The organism is Bradyrhizobium sp. AC87j1 (assembly GCF_002936975.1).
GTDB lineage: Bacteria > Pseudomonadota > Alphaproteobacteria > Rhizobiales > Xanthobacteraceae > Bradyrhizobium > Bradyrhizobium shewense.
In genome coordinates this window covers 1-22392 of record NZ_PTFE01000094.1, presented here as the reverse complement: position 1 = coordinate 22392, position 22392 = coordinate 1, and the positions used below count along the sequence as shown (strand labels likewise).

At 64.3% G+C, this 22392-nt stretch carries 23 protein-coding genes and 1 tRNA gene; 11 read left to right on the top strand and 13 right to left on the bottom strand.

Annotation, left to right across the window (positions count from 1 at the left end):
* The first annotated feature begins 55 nt into the window (after window positions 1-55).
* Window positions 56-376 (top strand): thioredoxin, encoded by a 321-nt coding sequence (gene trxA / locus CV770_RS33085; protein WP_007598398.1) that lies wholly within the window; start codon window positions 56-58, stop codon window positions 374-376.
* Window positions 377-521: 145 nt separating this feature from the next.
* On the top strand, window positions 522-1529 hold the full coding sequence (locus tag CV770_RS33080) for an ATP-dependent DNA ligase (protein WP_104465338.1): 1008 nt from the start codon (window positions 522-524) through the stop codon (window positions 1527-1529).
* A 133-nt stretch (window positions 1530-1662) separates the two neighbouring features.
* On the opposite strand, the gene CV770_RS33075 is transcribed toward CV770_RS33080, so the two are convergent.
* From CV770_RS33075 to aroA, 12 genes are all read right to left on the bottom strand, one after another.
* Window positions 1663-2403 (bottom strand): metallophosphoesterase family protein, encoded by a 741-nt coding sequence (locus tag CV770_RS33075; protein ID WP_104465337.1) that lies wholly within the window; start codon window positions 2401-2403, stop codon window positions 1663-1665.
* A 124-nt stretch (window positions 2404-2527) separates the two neighbouring features.
* Entirely contained in the window at window positions 2528-3871 is a 1344-nt protein-coding gene (locus CV770_RS33070) for a bifunctional folylpolyglutamate synthase/dihydrofolate synthase (RefSeq protein WP_104465336.1), read from the bottom strand.
* On the bottom strand, window positions 3868-4809 hold the full coding sequence (gene accD / locus CV770_RS33065) for an acetyl-CoA carboxylase, carboxyltransferase subunit beta (protein WP_104465335.1): 942 nt from the start codon (window positions 4807-4809) through the stop codon (window positions 3868-3870). The genes CV770_RS33070 and accD overlap by 4 nt, the downstream gene beginning before the upstream one ends.
* 173 nt (window positions 4810-4982) lie before the next feature.
* Entirely contained in the window at window positions 4983-5819 is an 837-nt protein-coding gene (gene trpA, locus CV770_RS33060) for a tryptophan synthase subunit alpha (protein WP_104465334.1), read from the bottom strand.
* A complete protein-coding gene (trpB, locus tag CV770_RS33055) occupies window positions 5816-7033 on the bottom strand; it encodes a tryptophan synthase subunit beta (RefSeq protein ID WP_104465333.1) in 1218 nt (405 codons plus the stop codon). Before trpB ends, trpA begins: the two co-directional genes overlap by 4 nt.
* On the bottom strand, window positions 7030-7701 hold the full coding sequence (locus CV770_RS33050) for a phosphoribosylanthranilate isomerase (RefSeq protein ID WP_104465332.1): 672 nt from the start codon (window positions 7699-7701) through the stop codon (window positions 7030-7032). The genes trpB and CV770_RS33050 overlap by 4 nt, the downstream gene beginning before the upstream one ends.
* A 65-nt stretch (window positions 7702-7766) precedes the next feature.
* Complete coding sequence (locus CV770_RS33045; protein WP_091962322.1) at window positions 7767-8159, bottom strand: DUF1049 domain-containing protein; 393 nt, start codon at window positions 8157-8159, stop codon at window positions 7767-7769.
* A 74-nt stretch (window positions 8160-8233) separates the two neighbouring features.
* Window positions 8234-8539 (bottom strand): integration host factor subunit beta, encoded by a 306-nt coding sequence (locus tag CV770_RS33040; protein WP_007598410.1) that lies wholly within the window; start codon window positions 8537-8539, stop codon window positions 8234-8236.
* Window positions 8540-8710: 171 nt separating this feature from the next.
* Complete coding sequence (gene sppA / locus CV770_RS33035; protein WP_091962325.1) at window positions 8711-9691, bottom strand: signal peptide peptidase SppA; 981 nt, start codon at window positions 9689-9691, stop codon at window positions 8711-8713.
* A gap of 413 nt (window positions 9692-10104) precedes the next feature.
* Window positions 10105-11811, bottom strand: a complete 1707-nt coding sequence (gene rpsA / locus CV770_RS33030) for a 30S ribosomal protein S1 (protein WP_028139473.1) — start codon at window positions 11809-11811, stop codon at window positions 10105-10107.
* A 267-nt stretch (window positions 11812-12078) separates the two neighbouring features.
* On the bottom strand, window positions 12079-12717 hold the full coding sequence (gene cmk / locus CV770_RS33025) for a (d)CMP kinase (RefSeq protein ID WP_091962328.1): 639 nt from the start codon (window positions 12715-12717) through the stop codon (window positions 12079-12081).
* On the bottom strand, window positions 12714-14051 hold the full coding sequence (gene aroA / locus CV770_RS33020; protein ID WP_104465331.1) for a 3-phosphoshikimate 1-carboxyvinyltransferase: 1338 nt from the start codon (window positions 14049-14051) through the stop codon (window positions 12714-12716). Before aroA ends, cmk begins: the two co-directional genes overlap by 4 nt.
* A gap of 160 nt (window positions 14052-14211) precedes the next feature.
* Between aroA and CV770_RS33015 the strand changes: the two genes are divergently transcribed.
* The 3 genes from CV770_RS33015 to CV770_RS33005 all read left to right on the top strand — a co-directional run bounded on the left by CV770_RS33015 (window position 14212) and on the right by CV770_RS33005 (window position 15158).
* The gene (locus tag CV770_RS33015) at window positions 14212-14619 is read left to right on the top strand and encodes a TIGR02300 family protein (protein WP_091962334.1); all 408 of its coding nucleotides are present in this window, start codon (window positions 14212-14214) and stop codon (window positions 14617-14619) included.
* A gap of 91 nt (window positions 14620-14710) precedes the next feature.
* A tRNA-Ala gene (locus tag CV770_RS33010) sits at window positions 14711-14786 on the top strand.
* Between the two features lie 129 nt (window positions 14787-14915).
* A complete protein-coding gene (locus CV770_RS33005) occupies window positions 14916-15158 on the top strand; it encodes a GIY-YIG nuclease family protein (protein WP_104465330.1) in 243 nt (80 codons plus the stop codon).
* A 4-nt stretch (window positions 15159-15162) separates the two neighbouring features.
* On the opposite strand, the gene CV770_RS33000 is transcribed toward CV770_RS33005, so the two are convergent.
* Complete coding sequence (locus CV770_RS33000; RefSeq protein ID WP_201760150.1) at window positions 15163-15621, bottom strand: MarR family winged helix-turn-helix transcriptional regulator; 459 nt, start codon at window positions 15619-15621, stop codon at window positions 15163-15165.
* Between the two features lie 155 nt (window positions 15622-15776).
* On the opposite strand from CV770_RS33000, the gene CV770_RS32995 reads away from it, so the two are divergent.
* From CV770_RS32995 to CV770_RS32970, 6 genes are all read left to right on the top strand, one after another.
* Window positions 15777-16202 (top strand): organic hydroperoxide resistance protein, encoded by a 426-nt coding sequence (locus CV770_RS32995; RefSeq protein WP_018323436.1) that lies wholly within the window; start codon window positions 15777-15779, stop codon window positions 16200-16202.
* A 188-nt stretch (window positions 16203-16390) separates the two neighbouring features.
* Window positions 16391-17611 (top strand): CaiB/BaiF CoA transferase family protein, encoded by a 1221-nt coding sequence (locus tag CV770_RS32990; RefSeq protein ID WP_091962343.1) that lies wholly within the window; start codon window positions 16391-16393, stop codon window positions 17609-17611.
* 218 nt (window positions 17612-17829) lie between these two features.
* The gene (ugpB, locus tag CV770_RS32985; RefSeq protein WP_091962346.1) at window positions 17830-19146 is read left to right on the top strand and encodes a sn-glycerol-3-phosphate ABC transporter substrate-binding protein UgpB; all 1317 of its coding nucleotides are present in this window, start codon (window positions 17830-17832) and stop codon (window positions 19144-19146) included.
* Between the two features lie 51 nt (window positions 19147-19197).
* Window positions 19198-20079 carry a sn-glycerol-3-phosphate ABC transporter permease UgpA gene (gene ugpA / locus CV770_RS32980; protein WP_091962349.1) on the top strand — a complete coding sequence of 294 codons (882 nt, stop codon included), beginning with the start codon at window positions 19198-19200 and terminating at the stop codon, window positions 20077-20079.
* Entirely contained in the window at window positions 20079-20927 is an 849-nt protein-coding gene (gene ugpE / locus CV770_RS32975; RefSeq protein ID WP_104465328.1) for a sn-glycerol-3-phosphate ABC transporter permease UgpE, read from the top strand. Before ugpA ends, ugpE begins: the two co-directional genes overlap by 1 nt.
* A 108-nt stretch (window positions 20928-21035) precedes the next feature.
* Window positions 21036-22121 (top strand): sn-glycerol-3-phosphate import ATP-binding protein UgpC, encoded by a 1086-nt coding sequence (locus CV770_RS32970; protein ID WP_104465327.1) that lies wholly within the window; start codon window positions 21036-21038, stop codon window positions 22119-22121.
* The last annotated feature ends 271 nt before the right edge of the window (window positions 22122-22392 follow it).

Below are 22392 nucleotides of genomic sequence, written 5' to 3'. Positions count from 1 at the left end.
ATCCCGGGCGCGATTCCCATCCGCGCCGATTCTTTCAACCGAACGAGGTACTCCCATGGCCGTTGGCAAGGTTTCTGACACCGATTTCGAAGCCGAAGTGCTCAAGGCGAACGGTCCTGTGGTCGTCGATTTCTGGGCTGAGTGGTGCGGCCCCTGCCGCATGATCGCGCCCGCCCTCGACGAGATCGCCGGCGCGATGGGCGACAAGGTCAAGATCGTGAAGCTCAACGTCGACGAGAGCCCGAAGACGGCCTCGAAGTACGGCGTGATGTCGATCCCGACCCTGATGATCTTCAAGGGCGGCGAGATGGCCTCCCGCCAGGTCGGCGCGGCGCCGAAGGCGAAGCTGCAGCAGTGGATCACCTCCGCGGTCTGATCCGCCTCGCGTAAGATTATTTTCGACAACGGCCGGCGAAATGCCGGCCGTTTGCGTTGACGGGACGTGTTCGGCGTATGACGAGTCCCGGCCCTTGCCTGCCCCTCCCGCAAAGCGCGCGCGAAAATCGACTTCTCTCGTTGCCATGGAGGCGCGGTCGGTCGACGAGATTCCACGCGGCAAGGAATGGCAATATGAACCCAAGTGGGATGGCTTTCGCTGCCTGCTGTCGCGCGACGGCGGCCATGTCGATTTGCGCTCCAAATCCGGCGAGGACCTCGCGCGCTATTTCCCGGAGATCGTCGCTGCCGCGCTGAAGCTGACGACCGATCGTTTCACGCTCGACGGCGAGATCGTCGTACCTCACGGCAAGAGCTTTTCGTTCGACGCGCTGCTGCAGCGGATTCACCCGGCGGCTAGCCGCGTGACGAAACTCTCGCAGGACACGCCGGCGCTCTATCTCACCTTCGATCTGCTCGCGACGGTAAAACAGAAGCAGCTTGCCGGAAGGCCGCTGAGCGAACGACGGCCGGCGCTGGAGGCTTTTGCGAAGGCCAATCTGAAGCGCAGCCTCTTCCGCCTCTCACCGGCAACAACGAGCTATGCCACCGCGAAAAAATGGCTGGCGCAATCCGGTGGCGGCTCGGACGGCGTCATCGCCAAGCGCATCGACCTGCCCTACCAGGCCGGCAATCGCGACGGCATGCAGAAGATCAAGAAATTCCGCAGCGCCGATTGCGTCGTCGGCGGCTTCCGCTATGCCACCAACAAGATCGCCGGGCGAAAGGTGGTCGGCTCGCTGCTGCTCGGGCTCTATGACGACGCAGGCTTGCTGCACCATGTCGGCTTCACATCCGCGATCAAGGCAGAGCAGAAGCCCGCGCTGACCGACCGGCTCGAGGCGCTGATCGCAGAACCCGGCTTCACCGGCAACGCGCCGGGCGGGCCGAGCCGCTGGTCGACCGAGCGCTCGGCAAAATGGTGTCCGCTGAAACCGAAGCTGGTGATCGAAATCTGCTACGACCATTTCAGCGGCGACCGCTTCCGCCACGGCACCTCGATCCTGCGCTGGCGCCCCGACAAGGCGCCGCGGCAATGCAGCTTCGAGCAATTGAAGCAGAAGGCCGCGGATCCGATGAAGCTGTTGAAGTAATCCGCGCTCGTGCCCCGGACGCACCGCAGCGCTTCTTCAGCGATGCGGTGCAGAGCCGGGGCCCATCGCGTGCTGGGTCCCGGCTCTGCGTCGCGTCATTTCATGCCGCGCCGCGTCCGGGACAGGAGCGTCGCTACTCGATCCATCCCGTCGCCAGCGCGTTCGCCAGCTCCGGCTGGCCGTTGCGGCGTGCGAGCGTCGCCATGGCCTGGTGATCGTACGCGACGTGGCGGAACGTCACCTGCCAGGCGCCATTCGCAAGCTCGAGGATCGCATAACGCGCGTGCGGCGTGCCGGCTTCCACCACATGCGGATACGGATGCTTGTCGCGATAGCCGGGACTGCCGACGCTGCCGGGATTGACGATCAGACGGCCGTCGCGAAGTCGCACCGCGCGGGCGAGATGGGTGTGGGCGCAGAGGATCAGGGATTGCGCGAGCCCCAGCGCGAATTGCTCGATCCGGTCGAGCGGCGACAGCGCGACCGTGCCATCTGGATGCACGGTGTCGAGCCAATAGACCTCGTCATTCTCGGGCGTCGCGTGGCAGAGGAACACCTGCTCGCGAAACACCTGCGTCATCGGCTGTGCACGCAGCCAATCCAGTTGCGCGGCGTTGAGCGCTGCGTGGGCGGGACGATCCCACGAGCCCATTTTCTCCGGCGGACGGTCGAGCAGATAGCGGTCGTGATTGCCGAGCACGTGCACGGCGTCGAGCTGCATCAGGATCTCGATGGTGCGGCGCGCATCGAGCGGGCCGCTCAGCATGTCGCCGAGATTGACAATGTCGGTGATATCAAGGGCCCGGATGTCGGCCAGCACCGCCTCCAGCGCGAGATAGTTTCCGTGGACGTCGGCGACGGCTGCGAAGCGCATGTTGTTATCCCCACTCTCATGCCCCGGACGCAGCGCAGCACGCAGTGGTGCGCTGCTGAGCCGGGGCCCATGTTGCGGCACTCTGGGTCCCGGCTCGCGCTCCGCGCGTCCGGGACAAGAGAAATCATGCAGGAGGCGTGCCGTTGATCGCCAGCACGTGGCCGGCCAGATACAGCGAGCCGGTGATCAGAATGCGCGGCGGCACCTCGTAGGCGAGCTTCGACAGGCCACGCAGGGCGGCTTCCACACCGGAGACGGTCTCGACGCGCATGCCGAGGCTGCGCGCGGCGTCGGCGAGGCGATCGACCGGCATCGCGTTCTCGGTGTCGGGGATCGGCACCGCGATGATGTGACGGGTGAGACCGGCGAAATTGGCGAGGAAGCCCTGTGCATCCTTGTTGGCCATCATGCCGGCGATGACGACCAGCGGCCGCGACACCCGCTCTTCGAGATCGCCGAGCGCGGCTGCCGCTACGCGGCCGCCTTCGGCATTGTGCCCGCCATCGAGCCAGATCTCCGAGCCCTGCGGACCGAGAGCGAGCAGCTCGCCCGAGGTGATGCGCTGCATCCGCGCCGGCCATTCCGCACCGACGATGCCGGCCTCGAACGCCGCCTGATTGATCCTGAAGTTCGGAATCGCGCGCAGCGTCGCGATCGCGAGACCGGCATTGTCGAACTGGTGGCGGCCGAACAGCCGCGGCGCCGTGAGATCCATCAGGCCGCGATCGTCGGAGTAGACGAGGCGGCCGTGCTCGACATTGACGTGCCAGCTCTCATTCGCCGCAAACAGCGGCGCGCGCATGCGCTTGGCCTGCGCCTCGATCACCGCCATGGCTTCGCCCGCCTGCTCCGCGGAGATCACGGGCACGCCGCGCTTGATGATCGCCGCCTTCTCGCCGGCGATCGATGTCAGGGTGTCCCCGAGGAAATCCATGTGGTCCATGCTGACGGGCGTGATCACGCAGGCCGCCGGCGCATCGATCACGTTGGTCGAATCGAGCCGGCCGCCGAGGCCGACCTCGAGCAGCACCACGTCGGCCGGGTTCTGTGCGAACAGATGGAAGGCGGCCGCCGTCTTCAGCTCGAACAATGTCGCGGCCTCACCGGCATTGACGCGCTCGACCTCTTCAAGAGCCGCGCGCAATTCGTCGTCACCGACCAGCACGCCACCGCCAACGCGGCCGAGCCGGAAGCACTCGTTGATCCTGACAAGATAGGGCGAGGTGTAGGCGTGGACGCTCAGGCCCGCGGCCTCCAGCGTCGCGCGCAGATAAGCGAGCGTCGATCCCTTGCCGTTGGTGCCGGCAATGTGGATCACCGGCGGCAGCTTGCGTTCGGGGTGGCCGAGCCGTTCGAGCAGGCGGTGCATCCGCTCCAGCCCGAGATCGATGCGCTTCTGATGCAGGACCGACAGCCGCCCGATCAATTCACCGAGCGGCATCTTCGCGCTGTCAGGGGACGCGTTCACGCGTGGGGCGCAGCCGGCGCCGTCTCGGCGGCCGATACGATCTGCGCCGGGCTGAGCACCGGCTGCATCGGCTTCGACGCGGTCTCCAGCGCCGGCGCCTTGGTCAGCAGGCGGCAGAGCCGCGCCAGGGTTGGACGCAGCTCGTGGCGATGCACGACCATGTCGACCATGCCGTGCTCTTTCAGATACTCGGCGCGCTGGAACCCTTCAGGCAGCTTCTCGCGGATGGTCTGCTCGATCACGCGGGCGCCGGCAAAGCCGATCAGCGCGCCGGGCTCGGCGATCTGCACGTCGCCGAGCATCGCATAGGACGCGGTGACGCCGCCGGTGGTGGGGTTGGTCAAGACGACGATGTAGGGTTGCTTGGCTTCGCGCAGCATCTGCACCGCGACCGTCGTGCGCGGCATCTGCATCAGCGACAAAATGCCTTCCTGCATGCGTGCGCCGCCGGATGCGGCGAACACGATGAACGGTGACTTCTTTTCAACGGCGAGCTCGAGCCCGCGGACGATGGCTTCGCCTGCGGCCATGCCGAGCGAGCCGCCCATGAAATCGAAATCCTGCACGGCGACGACAACGGCGGAGCCTTCGAGCTTGCCGTAGCCGACCTTGATCGCGTCGTTCAGATTGGTTCGGGCGCGCGCATCCTTGATGCGGTCGACGTATTTCTTCTCATCGCGGAACTTGAGCGGGTCGGGCGTGACGTCGGGCAGCGCGACGTCGTACCAGGTCTCGTTGTCGAAGATCGACTTCAGACGCGCCACCGCATTCATCCGCATGTGGTAGTTCGAACCGGGGATGACGAACTGGTTGGCCTCGACGTCCTTGTAGAACACGAGCTGCCCGGAATCCGGGCACTTGATCCACAGATTCTCCGGCGTCTCCCGCCGCAGCATGTTGCGGATCTTCGGCCGGACCACGTTGGTAAGCCAGTTCATGGTTTGCTCCGATGTGCGACCCGCCTCGCGGATCGCCTGAAGGGATATATGGCGACCGGGCCGTTGCCCGGCAAGCCGCCGTGTCGTCCGCCTTAGAGCATGATCCGGAAAAGTGTGAAGCGGTTTTCCGACAAGATCATGCTCAAACTCAAGAGCTAAAGCGGAATTATGGCCTATTCCGCCGCCTGTTGCGCGCCCTTGACGCCCTGGGCCAGGGCCGCCGTCAGCTCAGCCACGGCGTTAACGGTTTTGCCGGTCGCCCGTCCCTCGGCGTCGAGGCTGTTCTTGAGCGCATCGACCAGCGCGGTGCCGACCACCGAACCATCGGCCTTCTCGGCAATGGCGCGCGCCGCTTCCGGCGTGCGGATGCCAAAACCAACGCAGATCGGCAGCTTGGTATGCCGCTTGATGCGCGCGACAGCGTCACCGACCACATTCGCGTCCGCCGCCGCTGCACCGGTGATGCCGGCGATCGAAACGTAATAGACAAAGCCTGATGTGTTCGCGAGCACCGCCGGCAGGCGCTTGTCGTCCGTGGTCGGGGTCGCCAGGCGAATGAAGTTCAAGCCCGCCTTCAGCGCGGGAATGCAGAGCTCGTCGTCTTCCTCCGGCGGCAAATCGACGATGATGAGACCGTCAACGCCGGCCGTCTTGGCGTCAGCCAAAAACTTGTCGACGCCGTAAATGTAGATCGGATTGTAATAGCCCATCAGCACCAGCGGCGTGATGTTGTCGTCCTTGCGGAAGTCGCGCACGAGGTCGAGCGTCTTCTTCAAGGTCATTCCGCTTTTGAGCGCGCGCAGACCTGCAGCCTGAATCGAGGGACCGTCCGCCATCGGATCGGTGAAGGGAATGCCGAGTTCGATGACGTCGGCGCCTGCCTTGGGCAGCGCCTTGACGATATTGAGTGACGTCGTGAGATCGGGATCGCCGGCCATCACATAGGTGACGAAGGCCGCGCGGCCCTCTTTCTTCAATGCGGCGAAACGGGTGTCGATACGCGTGGTCACTTGCTCTTGCCCCTCAGGATGTCGCCGACCTGCGGGACGTCCTTGTCGCCGCGGCCGGAGAGGTTGACGACCATTAGGTGATCGCGAGGCCGCTTCGGCGCGAGCTCCATCACCTTGGCGATGGCGTGCGCGGGCTCGAGCGCGGGGATGATGCCTTCGAGGCGCGATAGCAGTTGGAACGCGGCGAGCGCCTCGTCATCGGTCGCGGAGAGATAGTTCACGCGGCCGATCTCGTGCAGCCAGGAATGCTCGGGGCCGATGCCGGGATAGTCGAGGCCGGCCGAGATCGAATGCGCGTCCTGGATCTGGCCGTCGGCATCCATCAAGAGATAGGTGCGGTTGCCGTGCAGCACGCCGGGACGGCCGCCCGCGATCGACGCCGCATGCAGTTGCGTCAACCCATGGCCCGCGGCTTCGACGCCGAAGATCTCGACGGAGGGATCGTCGAGGAACGGGTGAAACAGGCCCATCGCGTTCGAGCCGCCGCCGATGCAGGCGACCAGCGAATCCGGCAGGCGGCCTTCGACCTCCTGCATCTGCGCCTTGGTCTCGTTGCCGATGATCGACTGGAAGTCGCGCACCAAGGTCGGATAGGGATGCGGGCCGGCCACCGTGCCGATGCAATAGAATGTGTTGTGCACGTTGGTGACCCAGTCGCGCAGGGCCTCGTTCATGGCGTCCTTCAGCGTGCGGGTGCCCGACTGCACCGGGACCACCGTCGCACCCAGCATCTCCATGCGGATCACGTTGGGCTGCTGCCGCTCGACGTCGACGGCGCCCATATAGACCACGCATTCGAGCCCGAAGCGCGCGCACAGCGTCGCGGTGGCGACACCGTGCTGGCCGGCACCGGTCTCGGCGATGATGCGCTTCTTGCCCATGCGCCGCGCCAGCATGATCTGGCCGAGCACGTTGTTCACCTTGTGCGAGCCGGTGTGGTTGAGCTCTTCGCGCTTGAGGTAAATCTTGGCGCCGCCGAGATGCTCGGTCAGGCGCTCGGCGAAATAGAGCGGCGAGGGCCGGCCGACATAATGCGTGAGATAGCCGTTCATCTCGGCCTGGAAGGCCGGATCGGCCTTGGCCTCGGTGTAGGCCTTCTCCAGATCGAGGATCAGCGGCATCAGGGTTTCGGCGACAAAGCGGCCGCCGAAGATGCCGAAATGGCCGCGATCGTCGGGACCGCTGCGATAGGAATTGGGTTTGGCGACGTTCATCGAACACTCAACTCTTGGCTGGAGTCTTGACTGGCGCGCGCGGCGCGAATGAAGGCCTTGATCATCTCCGGATCTTTCACGCCGGGGGCGCTCTCGACACCGGAGGAGACGTCGACGCCGCCGGCGCGGGTGACGCGGAGTGCCTCGGCGAGGTTGTCGGCGTGAAGTCCGCCCGAAACCATGTAGGGCAGTTTCAGATCGAGGTTTTCGAGCAGGTGCCAGTCGAAGGGCTCCCCGAGGCCGCCGGGCCGGGTCGCATCCTTCGGCGCGCGGGCATCGAACAGGATGCGGTCGGCGATCGCGGCGTAGCCGGGCAACACGGCCAGATCGGCCGCGGTTGCGACCGGGACCGCCTTCATCACCGGGCGGCCGAACCGCTGCTTGATGTCGCGCAGCCGCGCCACGCTCTCCTTGCCGTGTAGCTGGAAAATGTCCGGCGACAGCGCGTCCATGATGTTGTCGAGCGTCGCATCGTCGGCATCGACCGTGAGCGCCACCTTGAGCGCGCGCCCCTCCACCTGGCGGCCGAGGTCGCGGCCGAGCTCCAGGGACAGGTGCCGCGGCGAAGGCGGGAAGAACACGAACCCCACCATATCCGCACCCGCCTCGAGCGCCGTTTGAAGCGTCTCGCGCGTGGACAGGCCGCAGATTTTGACGAGCATGGACATGGTCTCAAAGCAAATGGAGGCCGCAACGTGCAGCCGGAAAACAGGGTTTTCGGTCGGGGCCGCTTCTACAACGTCGCGCGCTGCTTGTCTCGCCCGATGGGCCCGTAAAGCCCAACCCCGGAGGGAACGGGAAGGCGCTGCGAGCCGGGCTTTGCCGCGGCCGCCTGGGCCCGCAAATCGGCCAGTTCGGTCCTGGCAGCCCGTGAATCCGCCTCGTGCCGGCGCGCCGCGCGGCGCCAGTGCCGCTGACCGAGCCAGACGGCGGAGCCGCCGGCGAACACGCCGAGGGCGGCGACCAGGATCAGGAGCAGGAACAGCGGCAGCGTGACCGACAATGACGGGTCGTTCGCAATGAACGGATCGAACGAGACCGTGACGAAGTGCCGGTTGGCAACGGCGAAGGCCACCAGGATCAGGCCCAGCGGGATCACGATCAGCGCGGTCAGGAACTTTCGCATCGCGATCGCTCGTCTTGAATCAAGCTTGCGGCCGCATCATGCGGCCGTTCGGTTAAACCCCGACGACGACAGCCTTAGTCGGGCGCGCCGGGATCCGGATGGTCGCGGTTCAGCCGCTCGCGCATTTCCTTGCCGGTCTTGAAGAACGGAACGCTCTTCTGATCGACGGGCACATGGGCGCCGGTGCGTGGATTGCGCCCGGCGCGTGCAGGGCGGTGCTTGACCGAGAAGGCACCGAAGCCGCGCAACTCGACGCGGTCACCGCGCGCGAGAGCCGCTACGATCTCTTCGAGAATCGCATTCACAATGTTCTCGACATCCCGCTGGTACAGATGCGGGTTGTGCTCGGCGATACGCTGAACAAGTTCGGATTTGATCATCGAGAGATAGGACCCGGAAGCGTGCGGATGACCATTTCCGTGAAAATACCTTGATCTGTCAAGACGCTAAATCAAGGTTGAGCGTCGTGAAATTGCGTGACAAATGCCGAAAAAGCGGGCTGCCCCGACGCCCGTCAAACGGGAAAACCCTCAGCCGCTCGCCCAAACCCCTCAATTTGAGGCGGCCGGTTGCCACAGGGCCAGCATTCCATCCATTCCGAACCGATCGACCGCCTGCGCGACGCCGGTTTGCCCGATTTGATGCGCAATCGAGCCCAAACCGAGCGCTTCCAGCGTAACGGCGGCGGCCGTCTTGAGGAATGGCAGATCGCCGAAGCGCGGCTGGAGCTTGTAGTCGCGCACGGAGAGCCCCTTCTTGACGCCCTTCTGCTCGACCAGCCAGGTCACCGCCGTCTTCTCGTCGCCGATCTGATCGATCAGCTTGAGGTCGATCGCCTGGCGTCCGGTGAAGACGCGGCCGTCGGCCACTTTCTCGAGCTGCGTGTCATCCATGCCACGCCGCTCCTTCACCAATCCCCTGAACCAGGCATAGGAATCCTTCACCAGCGCATCGAGGGCGGCCCGTGCTTCCGGGCTGGTCGGCTCAAAACCGTTGGGCGCGGCCTTCAGCGGCGACGACTTCACCTCCTCGACCTTGACGCCGATGGTCTTCAGGAGCTCGCTGACGTTGGGATATTGGAACAGCACGCCGATCGACCCGACCAGCGAGCTCTGCTGCGCGATGATGTGGTCGCTCGCAATCGCCGTGATGTAACCCCCGGAGGCAGCCAGGCCCTCGACCACGACGACGAGCGGCTTCTTCGCCTTCAACCGGACAAGCGAATCGTAAAGCTGCTCGGACCCGGCCGTGGTGCCACCCGGCGAGTTGATGTGAATGATGACGGCGGCGGCCTGCGAATTCTCCAGCCGCTCCAGCGCCTGCGTGCGATCGGAATCGCTGCGGATCAGGCCCTCGATCTGGACCCGCGCGATCGAGCCGGCGGATGCGAACGTGCCCCGCGTACCCGGTGTCACGACCAGCGCAAAGCCCGCAATCGCCGCAATCGCGATCAGCGCAGCCACCACGCGCCAGAACGTCAGCTTGCGGCGGATCCTGCGGCGATCGACGATGATGTCCGAATCGAGCGACATCTAGATATCTCCAAATGAAAGGCCGGACGCGTTGTGCCCTCACAGCGTGACCAACGGCTTATCTGGATACATCAATTGCGGCGCAATTAGAAGAAAACAAGGCTGTGAGCGCGGTGGGAGCCCGGTACCTCGCCACACCCTCGCTGTCGTCCCTGCGAACGCAGGGACCCATAACCACAGGGAGAAATTGTCGCGCAAAGCTCGCAACTCCGGGTCTTCGTCAAACCACTCCCTGTGGGTATGGGTCCCTGATCGGCGCTCCGCTTCCGACAACGCTGCGCGTTGTCACGAGCTGCGCTTGTCCTGGACGACAGCGGAGTTTTCCGGAGCGACAGCGGAGCTTGTGGAGACAGCAAACAAAAAAAGCCCCGGCTCACGCCGGGGCTTTGATGTCAGCGAAACCTTCGTTTCGCTTACTTGCTGTCGCGGTTCTTGAGCGCGGTGCCGAGGATGTCGCCGAGCGTTGCTCCCGAATCGGAGGAGCCGTACTGCGCGATGGCTTCCTTCTCTTCGGCGACTTCGAGCGCCTTGATCGACACCTGGACCTTGCGGGCCTTCTTGTCGAACTGGATCACGCGGGCATCGACCTTCTCACCGACGGCAAAGCGTTCGGCGCGCTGGTCGTTGCGGTCACGGGCGAGCTCGGAGCGCTTGATGAAGGTCGAGAAGTCGGTACCGGTGATCTTCACCTCGATGCCGCTTTCCTTCACTTCGAGCACTTCGCAGGTCACGACCGCGCCCTTCTTGACATCGCCCGGCTCGGCGAAGGGGTCGCCTTCGAGCTGCTTGATGCCGAGCGAGATGCGCTCCTTCTCGACGTCCACATCGAGCACCACGGCCTTCACCATGTCGCCCTTCTTGTAGTTGTCGATCACCTGCTCGCCCGGAAGCTTCCAGTCGAGGTCGGAGAGATGGACCATGCCGTCGACGTCGCCCTCGAGACCCAGGAACAGACCGAACTCGGTCTTGTTCTTGACCTCGCCCTCGACCGTCGAACCGGTCGGGTGACCTTCCACGAAGACCTCCCAGGGGTTGCGCATGGTCTGCTTGAGGCCGAGCGAGATGCGGCGCTTGACGGAATCGACTTCCAGCACCTGCACTTCGACTTCCTGCGAGGTCGAAACGATCTTGCCGGGGTGCATGTTCTTCTTGGTCCACGACATCTCGGAGACGTGGATCAGGCCTTCGATGCCCGGCTCGAGCTCGACGAACGCACCGTAGTCGGTGATGTTGGTGACGCGACCGGTGAAGCGGGCACCCAGCGGGTACTTGGCTTCGATGCCCTGCCACGGATCGTCCAGCAGCTGCTTCATGCCCAGCGAGATGCGGTGCGTCTCGTGGTTGATCTTGATGATCTTGACCTTCACGGTCTGGCCGATCGAGAGCACCTCGGTCGGGTGATTGACGCGGCGCCACGCGATGTCGGTGACGTGCAGCAGGCCGTCGATGCCGCCGAGATCAACGAACGCACCGTAATCGGTGATGTTCTTGACCACGCCGTCGATGACCTGACCCTCTTCGAGGTTCTGCACCAGCTCCTGACGCTGCTCGGCGCGGGTCTCTTCGAGAACCGTGCGGCGAGACACGACGATGTTGCCGCGGCGGCGGTCCATCTTGAGGATCTGGAACGGCTGCGAGTTGTTCATCAGCGGCGCAACGTCGCGGATCGGACGGATGTCGACCTGCGAGCGCGGCAGGAAGGCCACGGCACCGTCGAGATCGACGGTGAAGCCACCCTTGACCTGGTTGAAGATGACGCCGTTGACCTTCTCGTTGTTCTGGAACGCCTTCTCGAGCTTGCCCCAGCTCTCTTCGCGGCGCGCCTTGTCGCGCGACAGCACGGCTTCGCCGAGCGCGTTCTCGATGCGGTCGAGGAACACTTCGACCTCGTCGCCGACCTTCAGTTCACTGTCACGGCCGGGGCCGGAAAATTCGCGCAGGGCGACGCGGCCCTCGGTCTTCAGGCCGACGTCGATGACGGCCATGTCCTTTTCAATTGCAACAACCTTGCCCTTGACGACGGAGCTCTCCTGCAGGTTGCCACCTGCGAAGGACTCGTCGAGCATCGCGGCGAAATCGTCGCGCGACGGGCTATAGGTATCAGCAGAAGTCGAAGCCATTTGTTCTCCAGTTGCGGATGTCGTGCCGGCCGTTGGGTTCATGGGCGCATCGCACGCGCAGTGTCGGAAGGTCCGCAAGACCTTCGAGCGACCGCTCGCTGCTCCGGCCTGAAAGGCGGAACAGCGGATGCGGGCCGGCTGAGGCCCGCGCGTTCGATACGTGGAAATCTTGTGTCCGGAGCCTGGATCGCGTCGGCCCCAAACAGGGGACCGAGGTATCGACCTCAAAGAGCGGGAGCGGGCGCTTCCTCCAATGACGGCGGCGGCTTAACCCCGCGACCGGCCCGCTCGGACGGCCTCGATAATGTCGATGGCGGCCCGGACGCCGCCTTCTATATCCAGTTGGGAGTTATCTAGCAAGTAAGCATCGGCGGCCGGTTTCAGGGGTGCAATCGGCCGGTTCTTGTCACGTTCGTCGCGCTGGATGATGTCGGCGAGCACGGCGGCCTCGTCGGCATCCTCGCCCCTCGCCTTGGCTTCCATGGTCCGGCGGCGCGCTCGGACTTTTGGGTCTGCGACGACGAAAATCTTCACGTCCGCATGCGGGCAGATCACGGTTCCAATGTCCCGGCCGTCCAGCACCGCTCCGGGCGGATCGGCGGCGAATTGCCGCTGAAAATTGACCAGGGCCTCGCGAACCCTGGGGATCGCCGAGACGATGGAGGCGCCCTCGCCGGCCTTCTGGGTCTTCAGGGCGGGATTGCCGAACTTCTCGGGATCGAGTTCCAGCGCCGCAGCGACCGCAGCCTCCTCGTCCCGGAGATCGTGGCCAGACTGCATCAGGGCATAGGCCACCGCACGGTAGATCACGCCGGTATCGAGATGACGATAGCCGTAATGGTGCGCGAGACGCTTGCCGAGTGTGCCTTTGCCCGAGGCCGCGGGCCCGTCGATGGCGATGATCATGAAAACTCGGCCCCTAGCGAACGCATCATCGGAATGAAATCCGGAAAGCTGGTGGCGATGAAGGCGGTGTCGTCGACGGTCACGGGCTGATCGGAAGCGCAGCCCATCACCAATGCGGACATCGCGATGCGATGGTCCATGTGGGTCGCGACAGTGCCGCCGCCGGGGACGTGACCGCGACCCTCGACGATCAAATCGTCGCCGGAGACCTCGACCTTCACGCCGTTGACGCGGAGCATGGCAGCGGTGGCCTCCAGCCGGTCGGACTCCTTGACGCGCAGCTCATGCAGGCCGCGCATGATCGTCGTGCCCTCGGCGAAGGCGGCTGCCACCGCGAGCACGAGATATTCATCGATCATCGAGGGCGCGCGCTCCGGCGGCACCACGACGCCACGCAGCTTCGAGGCCCGCACGCGCAGTTTCGCCATCGGCTCGCCGGCGTCACCGCGGACTTCGCTCTCCTCGATCGATGCGCCCATTTCGCGCAGCGTGGTGAACAGGCCGGTGCGCAGCGGATTGGTCATCACATCGGACAGGACGACATCGGAGCCCTCGACGATCAGCGCCGCGACCACCGGGAAAGCCGCCGAGGAGGGATCGGCCGGCACCACGACATTGGCGCCGTGCAGCTCGGGCTGGCCTTTGAGCGTGATACGGCGGCCGTGCAGTCCCTCCTGTGCCGAGGTGATGTCGGCGCCAAAATGCTTCAGCATCAATTCGGTGTGGTCGCGGCTGGCCTCGGTCTCGATGACGGTCGTAGAGCCGGGTGCGGCGAGGCCCGCCAGCAGCACCGCAGATTTGATCTGGGCCGAGGCGACCGGCGTCTTGTAGGTGATCGGTAGCGGGTCGCGCGCGCCCTGAAGGGTCAGGGGCAGACGGCCGCCCTCACTGCCGGAGATGACCTTGGCGCCCATCTTTTCCAGGGGATCGAGGATCCGGCGCATGGGGCGGCTGCGCAACGAGGCGTCGCCGTCGAAAACCGCCGAGATCGGGCAGCCGGCGACGGCGCCCATCACCAGCCGGCAGCCGGTGCCGGAGTTCCCGAAATCCAGTGGGGCCTTGGGCTGGGCGAAGCCCGCGACGCCCACGCCCTGCACTTTCCAGGCAAAATCGCCGGTCCGCTCGACGGTGGTGCCCAGCGCCTGCATCGATTTGGCGGTGTTGAGGACGTCCTCGCCCTCCAGCAGGCCCGAAATCCTGGTCTCGCCGACCGCGAGCGCGCCCAGGATGAGGGCACGGTGGGAGATCGACTTGTCCCCGGGCACCCGTATTTTCCCGGTCAGGGGCCCGCTGGCGCGAGCCTGGAGCGGCCTCGTTTGGTCGGAATGGGTCACGATTGTGTCCTTGGATGCGCCCTCAAGGGGGCTGGGCGCAGGTACCACATGGTCAGTGCCCCGTCACGGGCATGTCGTTCTCCCGCAATGCGCTATTGACAGCGGGCCGCCAACTAGCCAAGTGAAACACCGCTTTTCAGACATTCCCAGGATTCCTGCCGTGGCCAAGTCCGAACTCGGAACCAAACGTATTTGCCCAACCACGGGCAAGAAGTTCTATGACCTCAACAAGAATCCGGTGATCTCGCCCTATACCGGCGAAGTCGTGCCGATCGCCCCGGTCGCGCCGGCGCGCATGCCCCGCGGCGCCGAAGCCCGGCACGCAGCGACGGCCGACACCACGCCGGAGCCGGCAGAGGTCGAGGAGGTCTCGCTCGAGGAGGCCGACGCCGAGGAGAACACCGGCAAGGTCAAGGCCGCCGTGCCCGAATCCGAGGACGATATCGAGGTCGATGAGACCCTCGATGACGACGATGACGATGATTCGACCTTCATTGCCGACGAAGAAGAGGGCGATGAGGACGTGACCGACATCATTGGTGATGTCGGAGGTGATGAAGAGACTTGAGATCAGCCCTGATCTGTGAAAAAGGGTGCACCGCGCGAGTCACCAGGGCTCGCCGGTGCGGGTGATCCACTAGGATCCCCGCAAGGACTAAGGGGCCATAGCTCAGCTGGGAGAGCGCTTGCATGGCATGCAAGAGGTCGGCGGTTCGATCCCGCCTGGCTCCACCAGCCTTCGCTGGCTTCGCCAGCTTCGGCTCGGCAAGCCCTTTCGTAGCGAAGGCTGCCGCGGCGTAGCCCGAAGGGCGAAGCCGGACTGGTAAGACCCCCACCGAACGACTGCCCAGGCGATAGCCGTCAATGTGGTATGTCTACATCATCCGCAGCATCGAGTTTCTCGACCAGCATTACATAGGCGCCGCGGAAGACCTGAAGCGACGGGTCCCGGAGCACAATGCCGGCAAGTCTACCCACACCGCCAAGTTCAAACCATGGACACTGGTCTGGTACTGCGCTTTCCCTGATAAGTTGAAAGCGTTGGCATTCGAGAAATATCTCAAGTCGCACTCCGGCCGCGCCTTCTCGAAAAAGCGGCTCTGCTAACCCCCTACTCCCCGATCACCGCGTTCAGCCGATCCCGCAGCGCGACGATCTCGTCCTTCATCGTGACCAGTTCCGACACCGAGCAGTCCGACGCCGCCAGGATCGATTGCGGCACGCTGCGGGCTTTTTCCTTCAGCGCATGGCCCTGCGCCGTCAGCGCGATCAGGACCTGACGCTCGTCCTCGCTCGAGCGGGTGCGCCTGACGAGATGGGCGGCCTCGAGCCGCTTGAGCAGCGGCGTCAGCGTGCCCGAATCCAGGAACAGCCGCTCGCCGATGTCCTTGACCGGCACGTCGTCGCGCTCCCACAGCACCAGCATCACCAGATATTGCGGATAGGTCAGGCCGAGCCGGTCCAGCAGCGGCTTGTAGACGCGGTTGAAGGCGTGCGCGGCCGAATAGACCGCGAAGCAGATCTGGTTGTCGAGGCGTTGCGGATCGAGGGTCGATAGCTTCCGGGGCATGGAGAATCTCACGGGATTTCCTCCCATTCTGGGGCCGGCGGGCGGCACATTCAATTGCGAACAATTAAATGTGAGCCATGCTAATTTCAATTGCGCACAATCAAATTGTTTGCGATACAGAGCGCACCCCAACCGGAAGACCCGAGGAGACGACAATGTCCGTGAACGTCCTCTACAAGACCAGCGCCAAGGCCACCGGCGGCCGTGATGGCCATGCTGCAACCCTCGACGGCGCGCTCGACGTCAAGCTCACCACGCCGAAGGAGCTCGGCGGCGGCGGCGGCGCCGGCAACAATCCCGAGCAGCTGTTCGCGGCCGGCTATGCCGCCTGCTTCATCGGCGCAATGAAGTTCGTGTCGTCGCAGGGTGGGCCGAAGGTTCCGGCTGATGCCTCCGTCACCTCGACCGTCGGCATCGGCCCGCGCTCCGAGGGCGGCTTCGGTCTCGACATCGATCTCGCCGTCTCGCTGCCGGGCCTCGCCCGCGCGGAAGCCGAGGCGCTGGTCGAGAAGGCGCACCAGGTGTGCCCGTACTCCAATGCCACGCGCGGCAATGTCGACGTTCGCCTGACGGTCGTCTGATCGAAAGTGCGGATTGGCTGGCCCGGGATCCCCCTCGGGCCGGCCGCTTCCGCTGATCCGCCAATCCTGATTTGCCACGCCGCGGCATGCGGCCGGCAGTGCATACGCCCCTACGCAACAGGCCATTGCCGGCTTGTGCGAACCTCGCTAGGCCTGTGACCAAATATCGACACAGGGGAAGCGAAGGCATGAGTTCTGAAGCCGCCAGTTCTGAAGCCGCATTGGGCGCAATGAGCGGATTGCGCGTCATCGATCTCACGCGCGTGCTCGGCGGTCCCTACTGCACCCAGATTCTCGCCGACCACGGCGCCGACGTGATCAAGGTCGAGCCGCCCGCGGGCGACGAGGTGCGCGAATGGGGCCCTCCCTTCCACGAGGAGGACGCGGCCTATTTCGTCGGCATCAACCGCAACAAGCGCTCGATCGGCCTCGACCTCGCCTCCGAGGGTGGCCGCATCGTGCTGCTCAAGATGCTGGAGACCGCCGACGTCCTGATCGAGAATTTCAAGCCGGGCACGCTGGAGAAATGGGGCATCGGCAACGATGTGCTCAGCAAGAAATTCCCGCGCCTCGTGCATTGCCGGATCTGCGGCTTCGGCGCCGACGGCCCGCGCGGCGGCAATCCCGGCTATGACGCCATCATCCAGGCCATGACCGGCATGATCGCCGCGACCGGCTCGCCCGAGAGCGGACCGATGCGGATCGGCGTGCCCTTGGTCGACATCACCACCGGACTTTATGCGGCGATCGGCATCCTGATGGCGCTGTCGGAGCGGCAGCGTTCGGGCAAGGGGCAGTTCCTGGAGACGACGCTGTACGAGACCGGCCTTGCCATCATGCATCCGCACACCGCGAATTATTTCATGCATGGCAAGCCGCCGAGCCTCACCGGCAACGAGCATCCGAACCTCGTGCCTTACGCGATCTTCCCGACGAAAACCGACAACATCTTTATCGGCGTCGGCAATGACGGCACCTTCCGCAAGCTCGCCAAGGAGATCGGCAAGCCCGAGCTCGGCACCGATCCGCGCTTTGCCCGCAACAAGGACCGCATCGCCAACCGCGAGGCGCTGCGCGCCGAGCTCGCTGCCGTGTTCAGCCAGCACGAGGCCGAGCCGCTGTGCAATCGCCTGCTCGCCGCGGGCCTGCCCGCAGGGCCCGTGCAGAAGATCGACCAGGCGCTGACCAACGCGCACACGATCGCGCGCGGCGATATTATCGAGAAGGACTGGTACAAGGGCGTGGCCTCGCCGATCCGGCTCGACCGCAGCAAGCCGAGCCTGCGCCGGCTGCCGCCGAAATTCAGCCAGCACTCCCAGGAGGTGCTGGGCGAGTTCGGCTACTCCAAGGCCGAGATTGACGCGATGGTCGAGAAGGGCACCGTCTGCGGCCCCGAGCGCAAGCGGTAGAGGCCACCGCCTCCGTCCAACGAATGATGCCGCAGTGCGGCGCGGGCACGATAGTGCACCGCGAACCAATGCGGCTGCCCGCTCCCTCTTCGCCTATTTGCCGGCTTCCCTTTTCCAGCGCTTGCCGCTTTCGTTTCGGCCGCTTACACAGTCATGTGAACGTCATATGGCGCTGCTAGCGCAAGCGCTTCTTTTGACGGCCAAGGGAGGTTTACTTGATGGCTCTTCGACACTTTGGGGCGGCTGCCGCATTTGCACTCACGGTTGGCATGACCGCGTCGCCGGCGCTGGCCGTGACGGAAATCCAGTGGTGGCACGCGATGACCGGCGCCAACAACGACGTCATCGTCAAGCTCGCCAACGACTTCAACGCGTCGCAGAGCGACTTCAAGGTCGTTCCGACCTACAAGGGCAATTACGCTGACACCATGAACGCGGGCATCGCGGCGTTTCGTGCCGGCAACGCACCGCACATCATGCAGGTGTTCGAGGTCGGCACCGCCACCATGATGGCTGCGACCGGCGCCGTGAAGCCCGTCTACAAGCTGATGGCCGACGCCGGCGAGAAGTTCGATCCCAAGATCTACCTGCCCGCCATCACCGGCTACTACTCGACCTCGAAGGGCGAGATGCTGTCGTTCCCCTTCAACTCGTCGTCCACCGTCATGTGGGTCAATCTCGACGAGCTGAAGAAGGCCAATGTCGCGATCCCGAAAACCTGGCCCGAGACGTTCGAGGCCGCCAAGAAGCTGAAGGCTGCCGGTCATGACACCTGCGGCTTCTCCGGCTCCTGGGTCACCTGGGTCAATCTCGAGCAGCTCTCCGCCTGGCACAACGTGCCGCTCGCCAGCAAGGCCAACGGCCTCGACGGCTTCGACACCAAGCTCGAGTTCAACGGGCCGCTCCAGGTCAAGCACCTCGAAAACCTGGTCGAGCTCCAGAAGACCAAGGTCTACGACTATGCCGGCCGCACCAACACCGGCGAAGGCCGCTTCACCTCGGGCGAATGCCCGATCTACCTGACCTCGTCGGCCTTCTTCGGCAACGTCAAGGCCCAGGCCAAGTTCAACTTCACCGCGGTGCCGATGCCGTATTATCCGGAGGCAAAGGGCGCGCCGCAGAACTCGATCATCGGCGGCGCTTCGCTCTGGGTCATGGGCGGCAAGCCGGCCGACGAATACAAGGGCGTCGCAAAATTCCTGACCTTCCTCTCCGACACCGATCGGCAGGTCTACATCCACAAGGCCTCGGGCTATCTGCCGATCACCAAGGCGGCCTATGAGAAGGCCAAGGCCGAGGGCTTCTACAAGGACCAGCCCTATCTCGAGACCCCGCTGCTCGAGCTGACCAACAAGGAGCCGACCGAGAACTCGCGCGGTCTGCGCCTCGGCAACATGGTTCAGCTGCGTGACGTCTGGTCGGAAGAGATCGAGCAGGCGCTGGCCGGCAAGAAGACCGCCAAGCAGGCGCTGGATGCCGCCGTCGAGCGCGGCAACACCATGCTGCGGCAGTTCGAAAAGACCGCCGTCAAGTGAGGCGATGAGCGGCAGGCCGGTCCCCCTGGCCTGCCGCTTTCGGCGGACACCATGCAAAAGCAAGCCATTTTCCAATCCAGGCTATTGCCTTACGCGCTGGTTGCGCCGCAACTCGCGATCGTCCTGCTATTCTTCTACTGGCCGGCCCTACAGGCGGTGATCCAGTCCTTCCTGCTCCAGGACGCCTTCGGTCTGTCGACGAGCTTCGTCTGGTTCGAGAACTATCTCGACCTGTTCAGAGAGCCCGCCTATTTCGAGGCGATCCTCCGCACCTTCTTCTTCTCGTTCGCCATCGCGGTCTCGTCGTTGTCCTTTGCGCTGCTGCTCGCCGTCATGGCGGACAAGCCACTGCGCGGCTCGATGCTCTACCGCACGCTCTTGATCTGGCCCTATGCGGTGGCGCCGCCGGTCGTCGGCGTGCTCTGGATCTTCATGCTGCATCCCTCGCTGGGCATTATCGCGCGCTACCTGCGCGCGATCGGGATCGACTGGAATCCGCTGCTCGACGGTGACCAGGCTGCAACGCTGATCATCCTCGCCGCCGCCTGGAAGCAGATCTCCTACAATTTCCTGTTCTTCCTCGCCGGCTTGCAGAGCATCCCAAGAAGCGTGCTCGAAGCCGCCGCGATCGACGGTGCCCGTCCGATGCGCCGGTTCTGGACCGTGACCTTCCCGTTGCTGTCGCCGACCATCTTCTTCCTGCTGGTCGTCAACATCGTCTACGCCTTCTTCGACACGTTCGGCATCATCGACACCATGACCCGCGGCGGTCCCGGCAAGTCGACCGAGACGCTGGTCTACAAGGTCTATTCCGACGGCCTGCTCGGCGGCAATCTCGGCAGCTCGGCGGCGCAATCGGTGATCCTGATGGTCATGGTCATCGTGCTGACGGGAATCCAGTTCCGCTTCGTCGAACGCAAGGTGACCTACTGATGGTCGAGGAAGAGGGCTTTCGCCGCTACGTCGCGCACATCATTCTCTGGATCGGAATCGCGATCGTCGCATTCCCGGTCTACATCGCGTTCATCGCCTCGACCCAGGACAATGCGCTGATCGCGAACGGGCAGATGTCGCTGCTGCCGGGCGGGCATTTCTTCGAGACCTATTATCAAACCATCTTCGTCGGCACGAGCGGCTCGACCCGCGAGCCCGTCGGCAACATGATGCTGAACTCGCTGGTGATGGCGCTGCTGATCGCGGTCGGCAAGATCGCAATCTCGATCATCTCGGCCTATGCGATCGTGTATTTCCGCTTTCCGTTCCGGATGCCGATCTTCTGGATCATCTTCATCACCCTGATGCTGCCGGTCGAGGTCCGCATCTATCCGACCTACAAGATCGTCGCCGACCTGCACATGCTCGACAGCTATGCGGGCCTCGCGCTGCCGTTGATCGCCTCGGCCACCGCGACGCTGCTGTTCCGGCAGTTCTTCATGACGGTGCCGGACGAGCTCCTGGAAGCCTCGCGCATCGACGGCGCCGGCCCCTTGCGGTTCTTCTGGGATACGCTGCTGCCGCTGTCGCGTACCAACATGGCGGCGCTGTTCGTGATCCTGTTCATCCTCGGCTGGAATCAATATCTCTGGCCGCTGCTCATCACCACCCGCGACGACATGCAGACCATCCAGGTCGGCATCCGCAAGATGATCACCACCACCGACGCGCTGACCGAATGGCCGATCGTGATGGCGACCGCCGTGCTGGCCATGCTGCCGCCGGTGTTCGTCGTCGTCGCCATGCAGAAGCTGTTCGTGCGCGGCCTGGTCGAGACGGAAAAGTGAGAATGACGAATTGTGAATGGCGAGTAGCGAATGGGGTCGCTGCATACGCCTTGCGTGCTAACCAATCCCCATTCGCCATTTCCTACTCGCTATTCGCCGGTGCACCCCATGGCTAACGTCACCCTGCGCAACGTCCGCAAGACCTATCTCGGCGGCTTCGAGGCCATCAAGGGCGTCAACGTCGATGTCGGCGACGGACAGTTCTGCGTGCTGGTCGGCCCCTCCGGCTGCGGCAAGTCCACCTTGCTGCGCATGGTCGCGGGCCTCGAGACCGTCACCGGCGGCGAGATCGATATCGGCGGACGCGTGGTCAACCAGGTCGAGCCCGCCGATCGCGACATCGCGATGGTGTTCCAGAACTACGCGCTCTATCCGCATATGAGCGTCTTCAACAACATGGCCTACGGCCTGCGCAACCGTGGCATGAAGGAGGCCGAGATCAAGTCCCGCGTCGACGAAGCCGCACGCGTGCTCGAGCTCACGCCGATGCTGGAGCGCAAGCCGCGTCAGCTCTCCGGTGGCCAGCGTCAGCGCGTCGCCATGGGCCGCGCCATCGTGCGCCAGCCGAAGGTGTTTCTGTTCGACGAGCCGCTGTCGAACCTCGATGCGAAACTCCGCATCGCGATGCGCGTCGAGATCCGCAAATTGCAGCGCCGGCTCAACACGACGTCGATCTACGTCACCCACGACCAGCTCGAAGCCATGACGCTCGCCGATGTCCTGGTGGTGATGAATGGCGGCCAGGTCGAGCAGGTCGGCAATCCCCTGGCGATCTACGAGAAGCCGGCGACCACCTTCGTCGCCTCCTTCATCGGCGCACCGCCGATGAATTTGATGTCGACGCGCCCGGAAGAGATCAAATCGCAGCTCGGTGGCTTTGCCTCTGACGCCGGCATTCTCGGCATCCGCCCGGAAGATTTCGTCATCACCGACCAGACCCCGGCCGGCGGCGTCGCTTTGCCGCTGACCGTGGAGGCGATCGAGCGCGTCGGCGCCGAAACCTTCGTCTACGGCTCGCGCGAGCAGGAAGAGCAGCGTGTCGCCGCCACGCCGGGCGAGCTGCCGCCCGGCGAGATCATCGTCCGCATTCCCGGAACCGAGGCTCCCGCCATCGGCGCGAAAATCCGCGTCGCGGCGCTGCGGGCGAAGCTGCATTTGTTCAGCGGCGACGGGCGGACGCGGCTAGAGGCCTGACCAGTTTCAAGGGCCGGGCCGATTCAAAATCGCGAAAACAACCCCATGCACAGTAGAAGGGGGCTTGTTTTCGTTGGGATAAATCGCCCGCCGATTTCGTCATGCCCGGGCTTGTCCCTAGCATGTTCACACATCTGGGGCCGGCGGCGGGTTGCCAAGTCATCTGAAGTCTGAATCCATCGGGAGGGGTGTGCCGATGGAGCGAGCGATGGAAGGTGGATTGGGACGGTTTGGCGACCGGCGCCTGGAAAAAGGGGGGCTCGTTTGCTGG

What these genes read in the sequence shown, in the direction of transcription:
- sppA (WP_091962325.1), bottom strand. Translation starts at nt 9,691, where the DNA reads ATGTCGCTCGATTCGGACATCATCGTCGATCGCCGCAGGATCCGCCGC.
- CV770_RS32995 (WP_018323436.1), top strand. Translation starts at nt 15,777, where the DNA reads ATGTCCGTGAACGTCCTCTACAAGACCAGCGCCAAGGCCACCGGCGGC.
- trpB (WP_104465333.1), bottom strand. Translation starts at nt 7,033, where the DNA reads ATGAACGTCGCCAAACCCAATTCCTATCGCAGCGGTCCCGACGATCGC.
- ugpA (WP_091962349.1), top strand. Translation starts at nt 19,198, where the DNA reads ATGCAAAAGCAAGCCATTTTCCAATCCAGGCTATTGCCTTACGCGCTG.
- CV770_RS33040 (WP_007598410.1), bottom strand. Translation starts at nt 8,539, where the DNA reads ATGATCAAATCCGAACTTGTTCAGCGTATCGCCGAGCACAACCCGCAT.
- CV770_RS33045 (WP_091962322.1), bottom strand. Translation starts at nt 8,159, where the DNA reads ATGCGAAAGTTCCTGACCGCGCTGATCGTGATCCCGCTGGGCCTGATC.
- rpsA (WP_028139473.1), bottom strand. Translation starts at nt 11,811, where the DNA reads ATGGCTTCGACTTCTGCTGATACCTATAGCCCGTCGCGCGACGATTTC.
- CV770_RS33080 (WP_104465338.1), top strand. Translation starts at nt 522, where the DNA reads ATGGAGGCGCGGTCGGTCGACGAGATTCCACGCGGCAAGGAATGGCAA.
- CV770_RS32970 (WP_104465327.1), top strand. Translation starts at nt 21,036, where the DNA reads ATGGCTAACGTCACCCTGCGCAACGTCCGCAAGACCTATCTCGGCGGC.
- CV770_RS33005 (WP_104465330.1), top strand. Translation starts at nt 14,916, where the DNA reads ATGTGGTATGTCTACATCATCCGCAGCATCGAGTTTCTCGACCAGCAT.
- ugpB (WP_091962346.1), top strand. Translation starts at nt 17,830, where the DNA reads ATGGCTCTTCGACACTTTGGGGCGGCTGCCGCATTTGCACTCACGGTT.
- trxA (WP_007598398.1), top strand. Translation starts at nt 56, where the DNA reads ATGGCCGTTGGCAAGGTTTCTGACACCGATTTCGAAGCCGAAGTGCTC.
- ugpE (WP_104465328.1), top strand. Translation starts at nt 20,079, where the DNA reads ATGGTCGAGGAAGAGGGCTTTCGCCGCTACGTCGCGCACATCATTCTC.
- CV770_RS33075 (WP_104465337.1), bottom strand. Translation starts at nt 2,403, where the DNA reads ATGCGCTTCGCAGCCGTCGCCGACGTCCACGGAAACTATCTCGCGCTG.
- accD (WP_104465335.1), bottom strand. Translation starts at nt 4,809, where the DNA reads ATGAACTGGCTTACCAACGTGGTCCGGCCGAAGATCCGCAACATGCTG.
- cmk (WP_091962328.1), bottom strand. Translation starts at nt 12,717, where the DNA reads ATGATCATCGCCATCGACGGGCCCGCGGCCTCGGGCAAAGGCACACTC.
- CV770_RS33000 (WP_201760150.1), bottom strand. Translation starts at nt 15,621, where the DNA reads ATGCCCCGGAAGCTATCGACCCTCGATCCGCAACGCCTCGACAACCAG.
- CV770_RS33050 (WP_104465332.1), bottom strand. Translation starts at nt 7,701, where the DNA reads ATGTCCATGCTCGTCAAAATCTGCGGCCTGTCCACGCGCGAGACGCTT.
- CV770_RS32990 (WP_091962343.1), top strand. Translation starts at nt 16,391, where the DNA reads ATGAGTTCTGAAGCCGCCAGTTCTGAAGCCGCATTGGGCGCAATGAGC.